Genomic DNA, 17,185 nt, shown 5'->3' with positions numbered 1-17,185 from the left:
GGAGGTGACGGCGGCGCTCGCCGCAGGGCGCGACCCTGAGTCGGTGGTGCGCGAGCACCCTGAGTCCCCGCTCGCCTGGGGGGAGCTCTCTGATGCCGCCGCTGCCGAGGGGCGCGAGATCGAGGCGTACGCGTTCGCGCGCGTCGGTTACCATCGCGGCCTCGACACGCTGCGCAAGTCGGGCTGGCGCGGTGCGGGGCCGGTGCCGTGGTCTCACGAACCCAATCGGGGCGTGCTGCGCGCACTGTATGCGCTGCGTCGTGGCGCCGAAGCGATTGGCGAGGTGGGCGAGGTCGAGCGCCTCACCGAGTTCCTCAACGGCGCCGACGCGACCGCGATCACCGAGATCGAAGCGGCGCGCTAACGTCCCTTAGGTCGTGACGTCGGGCGCCGCTGCGGGCGTATCGTCCTGCGCGGCCGGCTCTTCCTCGTCGGGAAGGAGCTGCTGCAAGATTGTCGCGTGCCGCAGTAAGAACGCGCGTTCGTCGAGCTTCTTGCGTCTGAGCCAGCCGGTCACCTCGGTGTTGTGCTTGCTCGCATTGCACGATGCGCACGCGGGCACCACGTTGCCGAGCGTGTAGCGCCCGCCGCGGGACACCGGTTGTACACAGTCGCGCTGGAGCGCTGCCCCGTCGCCCTGGCAGTATGCACACCCACCCCAGGCCTCGAGCAAGCTCTGCCACTGGTCGTCGGTGAGGTCGTTGTCGACGCGCGCAAGCCGGTTCTGGCGCCGCTTCGCGTAGCGTGCGCTGGTCGCAGCTGACCGCTTGGTGGGGTATTTCCGACGGGGAGGCACGAAACCACCGTACCCCTGATCTGGCGCAGCGACCGGTTAGCCCCGGCTCCTGCCGAGGCCGCGCCGCGCACCGTTCGCTCGCCGCCGAGCGTAGACGTCTCGCAGGGCGGGCTCGAGTTCTGGCCACGTGAACGTGTACCCGGCTGCGAGCAACTTTTCGGAGGCAACCCAGCGGCTCTTCAGCACCATTTCGGACTCGGTGCGCAGCACCCAGGTCGCGGGTTCGAGCATCCAGCGGAACGCGGGCAGCCCGAACCATGCGCCGACGGTGCGACGGATCGAACGCATGACGGTACGGTTGTCGCTCGCGCCGGGCGACGCGACGTTCACCGGCCCCGTGAGCGAATCGGTGTCGAGCACGAAGCGTACCGCCCCGACGACATCGTCGACGTGTACCCAGCTGAAGCGTTGCCTACCGCGGGTGCGATGCCACCCCGGCCCTGTGGGCTGCGTGGGATCGGGCCCGATGCCGCGGTAGCGGCGGTGCGGGAACCAGGGGCCGTCGAACTGCGGGCCACCGACGCCGAGCCTGGCAAGACGGAACAGCATGTTCGTTGCCGGGCCGTCGCCGAGTGCGATGGCGATCCGCAGCGCGACCCGGCGGGTGCCCGGCAGGTCGGGGGCGAAGAACTCGCGTTCCCAGTTGCGGGCGATGTCGACGGAGAAGCCGCTGCCGAGCTCGCCGGTGCTCTCGGTCTGCGGGCGATCGATCGCGTGCCGGTAGATCGTCGCCGTGCTCGCGTTCAGCCAGACCGCGGGCGGATGCTCACTCGCACCGATCGCTTCCGCGAGCGCGCGCGTCGTGTCCACGCGCGAGCGCAGGATCTCGTTGCGATTCGCGTCGTGGTAGCGGCAGTCGACGCTCTTGCCCGCGAGCCCGATCACCGCGTCTGCGCCGTCCACGAGTCGGCGGATCGCGGCCGGATCGTCCCACGTCGCGTCGGCCCCGTTGCGGCCGATCGTCGATACCTGCCAGCCGTCGGCCGTAAGTTCGCTGCGCAGTCGAGAGCCGAGGAAGCCGGACGCTCCTCCGATGACGAGGCGTTTATCGGTCATGGTTCCCCTTGTCGGCAGACAGCGCTCAGTGGGCCGGGCAGCGCAGATGGGCCCAAGCCTAGCCAGCCCAGGGCAAAACCACATCGAATTCTTAGTGCGGCTTCCAGGTCCACCGCGTACCCTGAGGTGTACCGAGTGCCCAGCACGTACGGGCGCTCCCGAGAGAGAGGGAAGCCAGTATGACAATGCAAGAAGCCCGTATCCCGGCCGCGCAGGGAGACATGAATCGCCCGAGCGGAGTCGCCCAGTACCTCAGCCCAGTGGTGCACGATCTCACCGCGCTCCACGTAAACGCCAAGCAGGCGCACTGGCATGTGCGCGGCATGAACTTCGTCGGTGTGCACGAGTTTCTCGACGTGATCGTTGAGAATGCGCAGAATGCGACCGACACGGTTGCCGAGCGGATCGTGGCGCTTGGGCTCCCGATCGACGCGCGCATCACTACCGTCGCCGCGCGCGCGACGAATCCCGAGCTCAGCCACGGATTCCAGCAGGCAAAGGTCACCGTCCGCGAGATGGTTGCGCAGCTCGACGCCACTCTCGAGACCGTCTACCGCGCCATCGAGGGGCTTGAGAACGTTGATCCGGTGAGCCAGGACATCGCGATTGCGGTCGCGCAGCAGCTTGATAAGGATCGTTGGTTCCTGTCCTCGCACTTCGCAGAGGCATAGGCCCCAAATAGACGGCGCCCAGCGGCATCTTTGCGTGCCGCTGGGCGCCGTTTTGTGCCCGCCGGGGCATGGGATCCACCGCTCCGCTAGACTGGCTCGGTATCTGCCTAGTGCGAAGGAAGGGGCTGAGATGCCCGCTGTACTGATCACCGGTGCCCAATGGGGCGATGAGGGGAAGGGTCGGGCGACCGACCTGCTCGGGAGCCGTGTCGACTACGTCGTGAAGTTCAACGGCGGTAACAACGCCGGCCACACGGTCGTCATTGGCGACCAGAAGTATGCGCTTCACCTGCTGCCATCCGGCATCCTCACCCCGGGCGTTGTGCCCGTCATTGCGAACGGTGTCGTCGTCGACCTCGCGGTGTTGAAGCTCGAGCTCGACGCGCTCAAGGAGCGCGGCGTCGACGTCTCAAAGCTGAAGGTGAGCGCGAACGCGCACGTCATCACCGAGTACCACCGCACGCTCGACAAGGTCACCGAGCGCTTCCTTGGGAAGCGCCAGATCGGCACGACCGGTCGCGGCATTGGCCCCGCTTACGCCGACAAGATCAACCGCGTCGGGATCCGTATCCAGGACATCTTCGACGAGGGCATCCTGCGGCAGAAGGTCGAGGCAGCGCTCGACTTCAAGAACCAGGTGCTCGTCAAGATCTACAACCGCCGCGCGATCGACGCCGACGAGGTTGTGAACGACCTGCTCGCCTACCGCGAGCTGCTCGAGCCGATGGTGTGCGACACCGGGCTGCTGCTCCACAACGCACTCGCTGACGACAAGACCGTGCTGTACGAGGCGGGCCAGGCAACGATGCTCGACATCGACCACGGCACGTACCCGTTCGTCACGAGCTCGAACGCGACCTCCGGTGGCGCTTCGACGGGTTCGGGCGTTCCGCCGCACCAGATCGACCGCATCATTGCGGTGATCAAGGCATACACCACCCGCGTCGGCTCGGGGCCCTTCCCGACTGAGCTCTTCGACGAGATGGGCGAGTTCCTGCAGACGCAGGGTGGCGAGTTCGGCGTGACCACCGGTCGTGCCCGTCGCTGTGGCTGGTACGACGCGCCGATGGCCCGCTACGCAGCGCGCATCAACGGTGTCACCGACTTCGTGCTGACGAAGCTCGACGTGCTGTCGGGCATCAAGTCGATCCCGGTGTGCGTCGCGTACGACGTGAACGGCGTGCGTCACGACGAGATGCCGGTGAACCAGTCGGACTTCCACCACGCGAAGCCCATCTACCAGGAGTTTCCTGGCTGGGACGAGGACATTACGGGATGCCGCACGTTCGAGGATCTGCCGAAGAACGCGCAGGACTACATCGTTGCGCTCGAAGCGATGAGCGGCGCGCGATTCTCCGCGGTCGGCGTTGGCCCGGAGCGCGAGCAGGTTGTCGTACTCCACGACCTGCTGAGCTGAGAGGGAATCAGATGAGTGGCTTGACCCCTGAGGAGCGGCTCGGACGCCTGCGTTCGAGCATCGACAACATCGATGCTGCGCTCGTGCACATGCTTGCCGAGCGCTTCCGATGCACTCAGGAGGTCGGGCAGCTCAAGGCCGACTTTGATATGCCGCCGTCTGACCCCGCTCGCGAGGCGCGGCAGATCGCTCGCCTGCGAAGCCTCGCTGAGGACGCGCACCTCGATCCGGAGTTCGCCGAGAAGTGGTTCAACTTCGTGGTTGCCGAGGTCATTCAGCACCACACGGCGATCGCTGCGGACTCGCGCGACGAGGCGTAGCCGCGCCTGGGGCGGCACCGCTCACCATTGCCCCGCATCCCTATGAGGGTGCAAGATAAGGGCTATGAACACACTGCTGCGGTGGACCAAGGCGTACCCCGCCGTTGCGCTCACGATCGTTGTCGCCATCGTGGGGCTCTCGCTCCTCGCGACCCCCGCACGCGGTGTGGCGCCCTGGCTCGTTGGCGGCTACGCGCTGTGCATCGCAGCCTGGCAGGCCTACGGGATGGTGCGCCAGCTCATGCGCGGACACGCCGGTCTCGACATCCTCGCGGTCATCGCGATCGTCGCCGCGGTGAGCGTCGGCGAGGTGTGGGCCGCCCTCATCGTCGTGCTCATGATCACCGGCGGCGAGGCCCTCGAAGATTACGCCGAGAATCGGTCGAAGCGCGAGCTTACCGCGCTGCTCAAGCGTGCACCGCAGCAGGCGACCCGGCTGCTCACCGCGCCAGTGGGCGCGGGCGCCGGATCCGCACCAGCGAGCGGCGAACTCGGCGACGAGCGGAGCGAGACCGTGCCCGTCGGCGAGATCCTGAAGGGCGATCGGCTGCTTGTGCGCCCCGGCGAGCTCGTGCCGGTCGACGCGATCCTGCTCTCGGATTCTGCAGAGTTCGACGCATCTTCGCTCACGGGAGAGAGCCTGCCGGTCACGCGCGCACGGGACGAGCGCATCGCGAGCGGCGTGGTAAACGGATCCAGCGCGATCATCATGCGCGCCGCGGCCACCGCGCGCGACAGCAAGTACCAGCAGATCGTCGACCTCGTCGAGCAGGCGCAGGGGAGCCGCGCGAAGACCGTGCGGATCGCAGACCGCTACGCGGTCCCCTTCACCGTGATTGCGCTCGTGATCGCTGGCATCGCGTGGTGGGCGAGCGGGGACCCCGTGCGCTTTGCCGAAGTGCTCGTCGTTGCGACCCCGTGTCCGCTGCTCATCGCAGCGCCCGTCGCGTTTCTCGGCGGCATGAGTCGTGCGGCGAAGGAAGGCCTCATCGTGAAGGGTGGCGGGACGCTTGAGCAGCTCGCAAAGGTGCGCTCCGTCGCGTTCGACAAGACCGGCACGCTCACGACGGGCCGTCCCGCGCCGCGCGCCGTCCACCCGGCCGAGGGCTTTACCGAGGAGCAGTTGCTGCAGCTTGCAGCGAGTGCCGAGGTCTACTCCTCGCACGTGCTCGCGAGCGCAGTCGTCGAATCGGTGAAGGCGCGCGGCATCGCGCTGCTCCCTGTCGACAGTGCGGAGGAGAGCGCGACGAACGGTGTCGAGGCCGTCGTCGAGGCCGGCACCGTGCGCGTCGGTAAGCCCTCCTGGGTTGCCGAGGCGGCGCCGGATCTCGAGCGCGCCGACATCGGGGCAGGGGAGCTCGCGATCTACGTCTCCCTCGACGACCGTTTCGCGGGAGTGCTCGTGATGCGCGACGAGCTGCGGCCCGAAATCCCAGCGGTGCTCGCCGAGCTGCGTGAGCTCGGTCTCACAAACTTTGCCATGGTCACGGGCGATGTCGCGGCCACCGCGAACGTGATGGCTTCGCAGGCGGGCATCGACGAGGTGCACGCCGAGTCGAGCCCAGTCGACAAGGTGCGGATCGTCACCGCAATGCAGCCCAGGCCGCTCATGATGGTCGGCGATGGCCTCAATGATGCGCCGGTGCTTGCCGCTGCCGACGTGGGGTTTGCGATGGGTGCCCGCGGCTCCACCGCTGCGAGCGAATCGGCCGACGTCGTGAACCGCTTCGACCGCTTCGATGGGGTCGCGACCGCGGTGCGGATCGGCAAGGACACGGTGCGCATCGCACTCGAGAGCATCTGGATGGGGATCGCGGTGAGCGTCGGCCTCATGCTCGTCGCCGCCTTCGGGTTCCTCCCCGCGATCGCTGGCGCGTGGCTGCAGGAGGTCGTGGATCTCGTGGCCATCCTGGGGGCGCTGCGCGCGATCCGCGGCAAGCGCCGCTGACGTTCTGTGGGTGAGGCGGTGTCGCTGCGGCGGCGGGGCCAGCCGAGTGAAAACGCTTGCAATTCATTCGAACATATGTTCGAATAGCTGCATGAGGTGGAGCGGGCAGGGCGTAGCGAACCGGCAAGTTGGCGGTGGTTCGGGCTCGGGTGCGGTCGCGCAGGTATCGGCCGCCGCGGCGACTGCATCGGCGACGCTTCCGGGCCTCGAGCTTAGCGAGGTCGCGGCCATGCCGGGGCACCTCCGAACGGTGCGCACGCCCGAGTTCGCTGGCGCCGTGTTTCACGAGGTGCTCGCCAAGAGCGCGCTGAACCGGGTGCCGGCTGGTTCGGCCATGCCGTTCTCGTGGACTATCAACCCCTATCGGGGTTGTTCGCATGCCTGCGTCTATTGCTTCGCGCGCGGTTCGCACCGCTACCTCGACTTCGACGCCGGACAAGACTTCGATTCGCAGATCGTCGTGAAAGTCAACGTGGCAGAGGTGCTCGCGCGCGAGCTTGCGAGGCCTTCCTGGTCGCGCGAGATGGTCGCGCTCGGCACGAACACGGACCCGTACCAGCGCGCCGAAGGGCGCTACCGATTGCTCCCCGGCATTATCGAGACGCTCGCCCAGCGCGATACCCCGATCTCGATTCTCACGAAGGGCACGCTGCTCCGACGCGACCTGCCCGTGCTCGCTGAGGCCGCAGATCGGGTGCCCGTGGAGCTCGCGATGTCCATCGCCGTCGGCGACCCGGCGTTGCAACAGTCCATCGAGCCGGGAACCCCGAGCACTCGGGCACGGCTCGACACGGTTGCGGCCGCCCGCGCTACTGGCTTCGAGATCGACGTCTTCGTGATGCCGGTGCTGCCGCACCTCACCGACAGCCCAGCCCAGCTCGACGCGCTGCTCCGCGACATCCGCGAGGCGGGGGCTCGCTCCGTGATGTACGGAGCGCTGCACCTGCGTTCGCACGTGCGGCCGTGGTTCTTCGCGTGGCTTGAGCGTGAGTATCCAGAACTGCTCCCCGCATACCGCTCGCTCTATCCCGGCGCATCAAGCAAGGCGACACAGGCCTATCGGCTGGCGCTCGCCGCGCGCATCCGGCCACTCATGCGCAAGTACGGGCTCGAGTTCAGCGGGGGTACGCGCAGCCGCGATCCCTACCCGCCGATCGCAGCGGCCGGCGCGCGGGGTGCCGTGCAGCTCGAATCGACCCGGGGCGGCGGGCTCGCGGCCGCCGTGGCCGTGCCCGGAGTGCCCGCGCCCACGCTGTTTTAGTCGGCGGCCGTCGCATCGGCCGAGGCGCACCCACGCCTGCCTTAGGCGTCCGCCGCGACCTCCCTGGCGAGCGCGCGCAAGCGGTGTTTCAAGACCTTGCCAGACGGATTCCGCGGGAGTTCCGCGATCTCGATGAGGTCGCGCGGAATCTTGTACTTCGCGAGCCTGCCGCTGAGGAACTCGCGCAGCTCCTCGGTGCTCGGTGCGCCGTCGGCAGCGGGGACGACGAAGACGACGACAGTCTCGCCCCACTCGGCGTGCGGCCGCCCGACGGTCGCGGCGTCGGCGATGCCAGGGTGCTCGCGTGCGGCATTTTCAACCTCGAGCGTGTACACGTTCTCACCGCCGGAGATGATCGTGTCGTTGATGCGGTCGGCGATGAACAGGTACCCGTCGTCGTCGATCTTCGCGAGGTCGCCCGTGCGGTACCAGTCGCCCTCGAAGGCGCGCTCGGTTGCCTCCGGGTTGTTCAGGTATCCGGTCATGCGCGTGTCCGAGCGCAGCCAGATCTCCCCGGTTTGTCCTGACTGGGCGTCCGCGCCGGCGCGGGTGACCAGCCGCATGTCCACGCCGGTCATGCCGGAGCGGCCGATGGAGCCGGCCTTGAGTGCCTGATCCGCCGGTTCGAGCGCCATGCCCACCGGCCCCATCTCGGTCATGCCGTAGACCTGTTTGAACCCGGCATCGGGGTAGGCGGCCTGCATGACGCGGATCGTGTCCTCCGGGATGGGTGCGCCGCCCGCAAGCCACAACCGCACGCTCGTCAGGTCGAAGGATGTCCAGTCGAGACCTCCCGCCTGAGCCGCCTGGATCGGGGCGAGGTAGGAGATCGCCGGCCCGAAGAACGAGGTCACGCGTTCGCGTTCGATGGTGCGGAGGAACTCAATCGGCTGGTATTCGCGCAGCAGCACCGCGGTGCCGCCGACGAGCATCATCGGGATGAACCAGTCGTTGAGCGGAGCCGCGTGCCAGATCGGCATGGCGATGAGAAAGCGGTCGCTCTCGTTGAAGTGGTTGTCGGCGGTGCAGTACAGGGCAACGGTCGTGATGCCGTGGTGTGAGTGCAGGCAGCCCTTCGGGTCGCTGGTCGTGCCCGAGGTGTACAGCAACTGGGCGGTGTCGGCGCCCGTTACCGGCTCACCCTCCCAAGGCTCCGCCTCGGCGAGCAGCGCATCGAAGTCGTCGCTCGGATCCACGTCGATATCGGGAAACGCCGCGGCCTCGGTGACGAGCCAGCGCACGCCGGGTGCTGCGGCTTGGGCGGTCGCCAGCAGGGTCGCGTCAACAACGCCGACCTCCGCGCCGCTGTGTGTGACGAGGAAGCGCAGCTCGGGCGAGGTGAGTTTGTGGTTCATCGGCGCGAGCACCAGTGCGGCCCGCCACAGGCCGAAGGCCGCGAAGACGAACCCTGGCGTGTTGAGCATGACCACCGGTACGTGGGCGCCGCGGCTGAGGCCGGCGTCCCGAAACACGCGCGCCGCGCGTTTCGACTGTTCCACGAGGCCGGGGAACGTGTACCTGCGATCGCCTGCGACGAGTGCTTCGTTGGTGGGAAATCTTCGGGCGGTGTTTTCAAGCATGCTGCTGAGATCCATAGCTCCTCCAAAATCAACGTCGGTGTTGCGGGGTGCGTAGCTGTTGTTCGACAGGTGTGGCCCTATCGCAAACAATTGAATCATGATTCAATTGTTCAGGGAAGCTCCGTCTGCGAACTTCTCGCTCACCGCGACCAGGTGGCACCCACTCACGGAGGGGAAGTGTTCATGGCCTACCGCAGCACCGAACGCACTGAACAGCATCGTGCCGCCCGCAGTGCGGCCCTCGTCAGCGCCGGGGTGCAGCTCGTCGCAGCGCACGGGTTCGCGGCAGCAACGGTCGCGGAGGTCGCGCGGCGCGCCGGAGTATCCACCGGAACGGTTTACACCTACTTCCCCGAAAAGCTCGCGCTCACGGCGGCGATCTTTGACCGCGCCGCCGGTATCGAGCTCGACGTGGTGCGCGCGGCGGTCGGCTTTGGCGCGGCAGAGCGGCGCGCTGTGCCTGCCCGCGACCGCATCGCGATGCTCGTGCGCGCGTTCGGCGAGCGTGCGCTGCGCGGACGCACCCTCGCGATGGCGCTGCTGTTCGAGCCAGCAGACGTGGCTGTAGAGCGCGAACGCCTCATTTTCCGTCGCGCATACGCAGCGACCGTCACCGAGATCCTCGCCGACGGCATGGCCGAGGGATCCCTGCCCGAGCAGCGCCTCGACCTCATCGCCCCGGCAATTGTCGGCGCGCTCGGCGAGGCGTTCATTCGGCCGCTCTCCCCACCCGTGGACGCGACCTCAGCTGACGGCGCCGAAACTCGCGCAGTGCTCGACGAGATCGTTTCCGCCACGCAGCGCCTCGCCGGCTTCGCAGTCGCACCCCGGCCGACTCCGGCCCGCGCCTACCCGAGGTAGCGCGCCACAGACCCGCACCACCAATTGTTCGAAGGAGACACCGATGTCAACCACGATTCCCGTCACCGAACCTCACACGATCCTGCGCCCCGCGCCCGTCGGTCGCACGCACACCGTGCGCAATCAGCCGCCCGAGCGGACCGGCGTGAACGAATACCTCGAGTTTCCCGTGCTTCGCGAGGCCGTGGAGGAGTTCGGAGCAGGCTGGGCGACCGCGGCACTCATTGCGGCCGGTGCGCACGTCGGCACCGCCGAGTTCCAAGAGGACGCCCGCCTGGCAAACGCTGAAACCCCCGAGCTCGTGAACTTCGACCACCGTGGCAACCGCATCGACGAGGTGCGCTACCACCCTTCGTATCACCGCATCATCGGGGCGGCGACGCGCGCAGGCGCACACACGTCAGCGTGGGCGGCTCCGCGCTCGGGCGCGCACGTCGCCCGCGCCGCCAGCTTCTCGCTGTTCGCGCAGATCGAGCCAGGGCACGCCTGCCCCATCTCGATGACGCACGCGGCGGTGCCCGCGCTGCAGCACGCCCCCGATCTCGCTGAAACCTGGCTGCCGCGCCTCTTTGGCACCGAGTACGACGGCACGCTCCGCACCCCGGGAGAGAAGCCCGGCGTGCTCATGGGGATGGCCATGACCGAGAAGCAGGGTGGCTCTGACGTCCGTGTCAACGAGACCGTCGCAACGCGCGTCGAGGGCGGCGCGCTACTCACGGGACACAAGTGGTTCTGCTCGGCGCCCATGTCTGACGCCTTTCTCGTGCTCGCACGCGAGGGGAACGATCCGGAGGGGCGGATCAGCTGCTTCTTCGTGCCGCGCATCCTCGAGGACGGCACCCGCAACGAGTTCCGCGTGCAGCGACTGAAGAACAAGCTCGGCAACAAATCAAACGCCTCGAGCGAGATCGAACTCGATGGCACCGTCGCCATGCCGGTTGGCGAGCCGGGCCGTGGCGTGCGCACCATCATCGAGATGGTCGCCCGCACCAGGCTCGACTGCGTGCTCGGCACCGCCGCAGGCATGCGTCAAGCCGTTGCCGAGGCGCTCTGGCACGTGCGGCACCGCGCAGCCTTCGGCCGCATGCTCGTCGATCAGCCAGCGATGACTGGCGTCGTCACCGACCTCGCCCTCGAATCCGAGGCCTCGACACTGCTCGCCATGCGGCTCGCCGCAGCACACGAGGACGGCGCTGACGCGCAGGAGCAGTCCTTCCGCAGGCTGGCAACAGCGGTCGCAAAGTACCGGATCTGCAAGCGCGGCCCGGCCCACGCATACGAGGCGATGGAGTGCCTGGGCGGGAACGGGTACACGGAAGACTTCCCGCTCGCGATGCGGTATCGGGAGCAGCCGGTCAGCGCGATCTGGGAGGGCTCGGGCAACGTGATCGCGCTTGACGTGCTCCGCGCGCTCACCCGTGAGCCGGAGAGCATCGCCGCCTTCGACGCCGAGCTCGCGCTCGCCGCTGGGGTCGACGCCCGGTTCGACGCGCTGCGCGCACAGGTGCAGCGGGGACTCGCAGACATCGCCGGCGCACCCGTTGACGTCGCCCAGGCCGGTGCCAGGCGGCTCGTCGGCACGATGGGGCTCGCGCTTCAGGCCGGGCTCATGCTTCGGTACGCGCCCTCGGCACGCGCCGAGGCGTTCATCGGGGCACGCCTCGGTGAGGACCGTGGCATCGACTACGGAGTGCTCCCCGCGGGCACGGACCACGCGTCAATCCTCGCGAGGCACTAGCCAGCCCGCCATGCCCCGTGCCCCCCGCCCTAGGCCCAGGCTCCCCGCCCTAGGCCCAGGCTCCCCGCCTTAGGCCTCGGCGCCGAACGGACATGACTTCAGCGAGGTCAGGAGTGCTCAACCGTTGACGGCTCCTGACCTCGCCGAAGTCATGTCCTCTGAGCGCTGTGGTGGGTGGCGGGGGAGGTGCCGGGGCAGGTGCCGGGCCAGGCGGGCGGCCCTAGCCAGCCTGCGGGAGTGCCGCGCGCGCGATCGCGATCGCGTCGAGCACGCGCTCACGCAGCAGGTTGCCCCGCGCAGCAAAGGCGCGCTGCCTGCGCACATACTCCTGCTTGCCGACGGTCGTCTCGATCGGGATAGGGTCTAGCGGCACACCAAGATGGTCAACATACCCGGCAACGTCGTAGGGCGAAGCCTGCATATCGACGAAGCGGATGTCGCGAGCGAACTCGAAGGCGTCAAGCAACAGATCACCCGGCACGATCGGCCCGAGTTTCGTCACCCACTTGTAGATGTCCATGCCGGCGTGCAGGCATCCCGACTGCTCCATCTCGGGCTGGTTCTCGCGCGTCGGCGCGAGCCGGTTGAGCGGCTCGGCTGCCGGCGTGAAGAATCGGTAGGCGTCGAAGTGGCTGCAGCCGATCGTGTGCGACTCAACGACCGCGTCGGTTGCTGCGTGCCCGATGCGCAGCGGCAGCCGTGTGTGCCGGAGCTCGTCCGGGGTGAGCCGGTAGACCATCGCCCACTCGTGCAGCCCGAAGCACCCGAACTGAGGCGTGTGCTCGAGTGTTGCGGCGAGCAGCCGTTCAACGTAGTCGACGGTCTGGGCGCGGGCCGCGAAGAACGCCGCGAGATCCACCGTGGCGGTATCGCGCGCATCGACCGCATAGTAGCGCCAGCCCGCGCGATCCTGCGCGTCGGCGAGCGCCACCCCGGCACCCGGATGCCACTTGCGCAGCTCGGCCGGCTTGAACGGGTAGTACGTGAAGAGGAAATCTTCGATCGGGTGCGTCTCACCGCGCCGCCTGCGCTCGCGGTGCGCAGCGGTGAGCCCCTCCGCGCGAGCCTGGTGCGAGGTCTCGCGGGCGCGCCAGTCTTCGGCTTCACGCGCGAGGACTGGGGGCGTTTCCGTGGTGCGGATCCCAGCCCCGCTCACTCGTCGTCCGGCCGTTCGAACTGATCCCGCCCGCGGAGCTTCTCGAGTTCGCGGCGGTCGCGCTTCGTGGGGCGGCCCGTGCCTGGATCGCGGTACACCGTCATCGGACGCTCCACCCGCGGCGGAGCCGGGGGAGTGAGGTCTTCGAAATGAGCGGCGGCCTCGGTCGCGCTGCCCCGCCGCGTGGCGAGGCCCGTCACCCGGTAGATGCGCTCGATGGCGTGGAGCCGCGTGCGTACGATGTCGCCGACCCGCACGGGCTGCGACGCTTTCGCCGGCGCATCGTTCACGCGCACGTGCCCGGCGCGGCACGCGGCCGTCGCCTGACTGCGGGTCTTCGCGAGCCTCACGGCCCACACCCAACTGTCCACACGTACTGAGGTCACCCTCTGATCGTAACGCGACGGGCTGAGACGTGGGGCGTGCTGGCGTGACACCATAGAGGCATGGCAGCTGAGTACGAGACGATCGCGGGGCAGGTCGACACCGAGATCGAGATCTCCCGCTCCCGCTTTCTCACGCGCCTCGACCGGGTCGACTCGGAGGATGCCGCACGCGCGGTCAGCGCCGAGGTGCGCGCCGAGCATCCGCGGGCACGCCACCACTGCTCCGCCTTCGTGCTCGGGTCGGACGGCCGGGTGCAGCGCTCGAACGATGACGGCGAGCCGGGCGGTACGGCCGGCGCTCCGATGCTCGATGCCCTCGTCTCGGCGGGGCTTAGCGACGTCGTCGCGGTCGTGACCAGGTATTTCGGCGGGGTGCTGCTCGGCGCTGGCGGGCTCACGCGTGCCTACCGCGCCCCGGTTCCCGGTGCGGTGCTTGAGGCTGAACGGGTGCGGCGCGGGCTGCGCACCGAGGTCGCTGTTGCCTCCAGCTATGAAGTTGCCGCCCAAATCGAGGCTGAAGCCAGGCGACGGGGTTTCACGGTGGGTGAAGCAGAGTATGGCGCGGCCGTGCTGCAGCGCTTCGCGGTCGCCGAAGAGGAGGTGGCCGCGCTTGCGACGCTCGCCGCAGAGCTCAGTGCCGGGGCTGCGACGGTGACGCCTGGCGAAGCTGCATACGTGGATCTGCGCGGCTAGAGCGCGCTGCTAGAGTGCGCGTGTAGGTCTGGGATTGACCATTGCTATGCCAGTTTTGCGAGGTTGCGCAATATGTTTGGGATATTCCAGATCTTCGGGCTGGGGTGGGGCCTGGGGCCTGGGGCCTGGGGCCTGGGGCCTGGGGCCTGGGGCCTGGGGTGCGGGCCTGGGGCCTGGTGCCCGGGGCCTGGGGGCTGGGCGCGGGCCCAGCAGGAGCCCAAGCGCATTGCCAGTCCAGCCGTCAGCGGTAGACGGTAGCCTTGCGGCATGAGTTTTTGGGCGGAAATCGTCGGCCAGCCAGCGGCCGTGGAGGCGCTGTCGCGTGCGGCAGAGCAAGACGGGGCGCCGGCGCACGCGTGGCTCATCACGGGGCCGCCCGGTTCGGGGCGTTCGAACCTTGCTTACCGCTTCGCCGCGGCGTTGATCGCGCGCGAGGAGGCAGACCGGGATCGCGTCTACGCCCAGGTGCGTGGGCGCACGCACCCCGATTTCGCGGCGCTCACGACGCAGGCCGCGGTGATTCGCATCGATAGCGCACGCGAGATCGTGACGACGGCGCACTATTCCCCGAGCGAGGGCCGCTATCGCGTCATCGTCATCGAGGATGCGGATCGCATGACGGAGCACACCTCGAACGTGCTACTCAAGGCCATCGAGGAGCCGCCGGAGCGCACGATTTGGGTGCTCTGCGCGCCGAGTGAGGCAGACCTGTTGCCGACGATCCGCTCACGCACGAGATCGGTGCGGCTGGTGACACCGAGCGTCGCCGATGTGGCGCGACTGCTCGCCGAACGCGACGGCATCGAGCCGCAGCTCGCTGAGCGGGCAGCCCGGCTCGCGCAGAGCCACATCGGGATGGCCAGGCGGCTTGCGAGTGACCCGGAAGCGATGGATCGCCGGGAACGCTCAATCACCGGGGCGCTCGGCGCGACCACGCTCGGTGACGCGATGGCGGTCGCGGCGTCGCTCGTCGCGATCGCGCAGGCCGACGCCGATGCGCTCACGGAGCAGCTCGACGCTGGGGAGCGTGCAGACGCTATGCGCAACCTGGGCCTCGCCCCGGGGGCTGCAATCCCACCGAAGCTTCGCTCACAGGTGAAAGCGCTTGAGGAAGATCAGGAGCGCCGCCGCAAGCGCAGCCTCCGCGACGGGATCGACCGAATCCTCACTGATCTACTCTCGCTCTACCGCGACGTGCTGCTCACGACGCTCGGAGCCGTTGGGCAAGGCGCCGACGAGGCACCCGCCGCTGCGGGTGCGACGCTTCCGCAGCTTGTGAACGCGGAATCTGGTGCAGCGATTCGGGATCTCGCGGAACGGTGGAACCCGGAGCAGGCTCTCGCTGTGGTCTCTGCCACCGAGGAGGCTCGTGGGCGGCTCGCCCGCGCGATTACGCCTGGGCTCGTGCTTGAGGCGCTGTTCGCGCGGATTGTGATGGCCGACAACCGGGTGCTGAGCTCGTGACGGCGCCAGAGCTCTACGAAGAGCCACACAACACAGACAGCGACGCCTACCGCCCGAAGAAGCGGTGGCGGCGTTGGGTGGTCGTCATCGGGGTCATCCTCGTGGTGATTGGACTTGTCGTCTCGCTGACTGGCGTCTGGCGGTTGTTTGATCCGAACCCAGCCACGCCCGTCGAAGTGGAGCTCGAGCTCCCCGCGCAACCCGTTGCCGATGGCTTCGGTGCCCAGACACCGAACTGGACAGATTGCGGTGACGGATTCGAGTGCGCAGATGTCCATGCCCCACTCGACTGGGATGAGCCAGGTGGCGAAACGATCCGTCTGCACATGGTGAAGCAGCCTGCGACGAGCGGGGATCCGATCGGCACGCTGTTCGTGAACCCCGGCGGGCCGGGCGCATCGGGCGCCGACTATGTGCGCAACGCGATCGACGCCGCCGTGGGCAAGCCAATTCAGCGCGATTTTGACGTTATCGGTTGGGACCCGCGCGGCGTTGGCTCGTCGAGCGCGGTGAGCTGCCTCGACGCGGCTGAAATGGACGAGTATCTGTTCGGGGTGAGCGACAGCTCGGCGGAGCGCGGGAGTACACAGTGGATCGAGGAAGCGGTCGCATCCTCGCAGGAATTCGGTGCGGCCTGCAGCGAGAACACCGGCGAACTCCTCGCCCATGTGGACACCCTGTCGACGGTCCACGACCTCGACATGCTTCGGCAGCTCGTGGGCGACGAGCATTTGAACTATCTCGGCTATTCGTACGGCACCCACATCGGTGCCCGATACGCAGAAACGTTCCCGGAGCGTGCCGGGCGCCTCGTCCTCGATGGCGTGCTCGACCCGACGGCGACCGAAGCGGACGTCATCCGCGAGCAGACGCTCGGATTTGAGCTCGCGTTGCGCAGCTATGTGACCGCGTGTCTCGGCTCGCAGGACTGCCCGTTGTCCGGCAGCGTCGACTTCGCGATGGGCAAGGTTAGCGAGCTGCTCGACGAGGTGGACAACGCCGCGCTCGAAGGCTCGGATGGCCGTATCCTCTCGGCATCGACGATGCTCACAGCGATCATCACCCCGCTCTACGCCGAGTCAAACTGGGGCTACTTGAATTCGCTGTTCGAGAGCGTCGCCGACGGTGACCCCGACATCGCATTCGCGCTTGCAGACTCCTACTACGGCAGACTCGACGGCGAGTACCTCGACAACTCGACCGAGGCGTTCCAAGCAATTAACTGTCTGGACTACCCGAACGAGGTCAACCCCGAGCGCATGCGCGAGCAAGCTGCGGAGCTTGAGCGGATCGCGCCGACCATCGGCAGGTTCCAGGGCTTCGGCGATGTGTCCTGCGCCGGCTGGCCGCACAAGGGGGTCGAGGAGCGCGCGCCCGTGCGCGCGGCTGGGGCTGACCCCATCCTCGTCGTCGGCACTACCGGAGACCCCGCGACGCCATATCGCTGGGCCGAATCGCTCGCCGAACAGCTCGAAAGCGGGGTGCTGCTGCGTTTCGAGGGCGAGGGGCACACCGCGTACGGACAGAACGCCTGCGTGAATGAGGTCGTCGAGAGCTACCTGCTCGACGGGACTGTTCCAACGAGCGGCGTAACCTGCAGCTAGGCGCGGTGGCGGACGTGCAATCTTGCGTCCGCTTTCGTGCTAGAGTTTTCGCTTGTGTGCGATGCAAATCGCACCAGGCCGCCTTAGCTCAGGGGTAGAGCAGTTCCCTCGTAAAGAACAGGTCATCGGTTCAAATCCGATAGGCGGCTCGAGCACAGGTAGTGAGAAGTACGGGGTGATCCGCGAAACGCGGGTCGCCCCGTTTTCGTTGCTGCATCACTTCCTGCTGCACTC

16 protein-coding genes and 1 tRNA gene are annotated in these 17,185 nt (G+C 67.9%); 12 read left to right on the top strand and 5 right to left on the bottom strand.

Annotated features, from left to right (window positions below):
* Nucleotides 1–4: 4 nt before the first annotated feature.
* A complete protein-coding gene (locus AUL38_RS04535; RefSeq protein ID WP_083506580.1) occupies nucleotides 5–364 on the top strand; it encodes a DUF3151 domain-containing protein in 360 nt (119 codons plus the stop codon).
* A 6-nt stretch (nucleotides 365–370) separates the two neighbouring features.
* Here AUL38_RS04535 and AUL38_RS04530 read toward each other — a convergent pair whose 3' ends face one another.
* Together AUL38_RS04530 and AUL38_RS04525 are read right to left on the bottom strand one after the other, a co-directional pair.
* A complete protein-coding gene (locus tag AUL38_RS04530; protein WP_059059490.1) occupies nucleotides 371–796 on the bottom strand; it encodes an HNH endonuclease in 426 nt (141 codons plus the stop codon).
* Between the two features lie 36 nt (nucleotides 797–832).
* The gene (locus tag AUL38_RS04525) at nucleotides 833–1,852 is read right to left on the bottom strand and encodes an epimerase (RefSeq protein WP_059059489.1); all 1,020 of its coding nucleotides are present in this window, start codon (nucleotides 1,850–1,852) and stop codon (nucleotides 833–835) included.
* A 179-nt stretch (nucleotides 1,853–2,031) separates the two neighbouring features.
* Between AUL38_RS04525 and AUL38_RS04520 the strand changes: the two genes are divergently transcribed.
* From AUL38_RS04520 to AUL38_RS04500, 5 genes are all read left to right on the top strand, one after another.
* Nucleotides 2,032–2,523, top strand: coding sequence for a Dps family protein (locus tag AUL38_RS04520; protein ID WP_059059488.1), 492 nt, complete (start codon nucleotides 2,032–2,034; stop codon nucleotides 2,521–2,523).
* Between the two features lie 130 nt (nucleotides 2,524–2,653).
* Complete coding sequence (locus AUL38_RS04515) at nucleotides 2,654–3,940, top strand: adenylosuccinate synthase (RefSeq protein WP_059059487.1); 1,287 nt, start codon at nucleotides 2,654–2,656, stop codon at nucleotides 3,938–3,940.
* 11 nt (nucleotides 3,941–3,951) lie between these two features.
* The gene (locus tag AUL38_RS04510) at nucleotides 3,952–4,260 is read left to right on the top strand and encodes a chorismate mutase (RefSeq protein ID WP_059059486.1); all 309 of its coding nucleotides are present in this window, start codon (nucleotides 3,952–3,954) and stop codon (nucleotides 4,258–4,260) included.
* Between the two features lie 64 nt (nucleotides 4,261–4,324).
* Nucleotides 4,325–6,208: a heavy metal translocating P-type ATPase gene (locus AUL38_RS04505; RefSeq protein ID WP_059059485.1), complete on the top strand. Its 1,884-nt coding sequence runs from the start codon at nucleotides 4,325–4,327 to the stop codon at nucleotides 6,206–6,208.
* 91 nt (nucleotides 6,209–6,299) lie between these two features.
* Nucleotides 6,300–7,469: an Rv2578c family radical SAM protein gene (locus tag AUL38_RS04500; RefSeq protein ID WP_083506579.1), complete on the top strand. Its 1,170-nt coding sequence runs from the start codon at nucleotides 6,300–6,302 to the stop codon at nucleotides 7,467–7,469.
* Nucleotides 7,470–7,510: 41 nt separating this feature from the next.
* Here the strand turns inward: AUL38_RS04500 and AUL38_RS04495 are convergent, their stop codons facing one another.
* Nucleotides 7,511–9,148, bottom strand: coding sequence for a class I adenylate-forming enzyme family protein (locus tag AUL38_RS04495; RefSeq protein WP_235590602.1), 1,638 nt, complete (start codon nucleotides 9,146–9,148; stop codon nucleotides 7,511–7,513).
* A gap of 84 nt (nucleotides 9,149–9,232) precedes the next feature.
* Here AUL38_RS04495 and AUL38_RS04490 point away from each other — a divergent pair, with 84 nt between their 5' ends.
* Nucleotides 9,233–9,910: a TetR/AcrR family transcriptional regulator gene (locus tag AUL38_RS04490; protein WP_059059483.1), complete on the top strand. Its 678-nt coding sequence runs from the start codon at nucleotides 9,233–9,235 to the stop codon at nucleotides 9,908–9,910.
* 43 nt (nucleotides 9,911–9,953) lie between these two features.
* A complete protein-coding gene (locus AUL38_RS04485; protein WP_059059482.1) occupies nucleotides 9,954–11,648 on the top strand; it encodes an acyl-CoA dehydrogenase family protein in 1,695 nt (564 codons plus the stop codon).
* A gap of 220 nt (nucleotides 11,649–11,868) precedes the next feature.
* On the opposite strand, the gene AUL38_RS04480 is transcribed toward AUL38_RS04485, so the two are convergent.
* Together AUL38_RS04480 and AUL38_RS04475 are read right to left on the bottom strand one after the other, a co-directional pair.
* Nucleotides 11,869–12,804, bottom strand: a complete 936-nt coding sequence (locus tag AUL38_RS04480) for a 3-methyladenine DNA glycosylase (protein WP_235590601.1) — start codon at nucleotides 12,802–12,804, stop codon at nucleotides 11,869–11,871.
* Complete coding sequence (locus tag AUL38_RS04475; RefSeq protein ID WP_201023679.1) at nucleotides 12,801–13,190, bottom strand: RNA-binding S4 domain-containing protein; 390 nt, start codon at nucleotides 13,188–13,190, stop codon at nucleotides 12,801–12,803. Before AUL38_RS04475 ends, AUL38_RS04480 begins: the two co-directional genes overlap by 4 nt.
* A 60-nt stretch (nucleotides 13,191–13,250) precedes the next feature.
* On the opposite strand from AUL38_RS04475, the gene AUL38_RS04470 reads away from it, so the two are divergent.
* The 4 genes from AUL38_RS04470 (at nucleotide 13,251) to AUL38_RS04455 (ending at nucleotide 17,100) form a co-directional block, all read left to right on the top strand.
* Nucleotides 13,251–13,883 carry a YigZ family protein gene (locus AUL38_RS04470; protein WP_059059480.1) on the top strand — a complete coding sequence of 211 codons (633 nt, stop codon included), beginning with the start codon at nucleotides 13,251–13,253 and terminating at the stop codon, nucleotides 13,881–13,883.
* Nucleotides 13,884–14,150: 267 nt separating this feature from the next.
* Nucleotides 14,151–15,347: a DNA polymerase III subunit delta' gene (locus tag AUL38_RS04465; protein ID WP_059059479.1), complete on the top strand. Its 1,197-nt coding sequence runs from the start codon at nucleotides 14,151–14,153 to the stop codon at nucleotides 15,345–15,347.
* On the top strand, nucleotides 15,344–16,951 hold the full coding sequence (locus AUL38_RS04460; protein ID WP_059059478.1) for an alpha/beta hydrolase: 1,608 nt from the start codon (nucleotides 15,344–15,346) through the stop codon (nucleotides 16,949–16,951). The genes AUL38_RS04465 and AUL38_RS04460 overlap by 4 nt, the downstream gene beginning before the upstream one ends.
* 77 nt (nucleotides 16,952–17,028) lie before the next feature.
* Nucleotides 17,029–17,100 (top strand) — tRNA-Thr (locus tag AUL38_RS04455).
* Nucleotides 17,101–17,185: the final 85 nt, after the last annotated feature.

This window comes from Leucobacter sp. G161 (genome assembly GCF_001482305.1).
Lineage (GTDB): Bacteria > Actinomycetota > Actinomycetes > Actinomycetales > Microbacteriaceae > Leucobacter.
The sequence above is the reverse complement of the archived record's forward strand: the minus strand, read 5'-3'. Positions and strand labels throughout refer to the sequence as shown.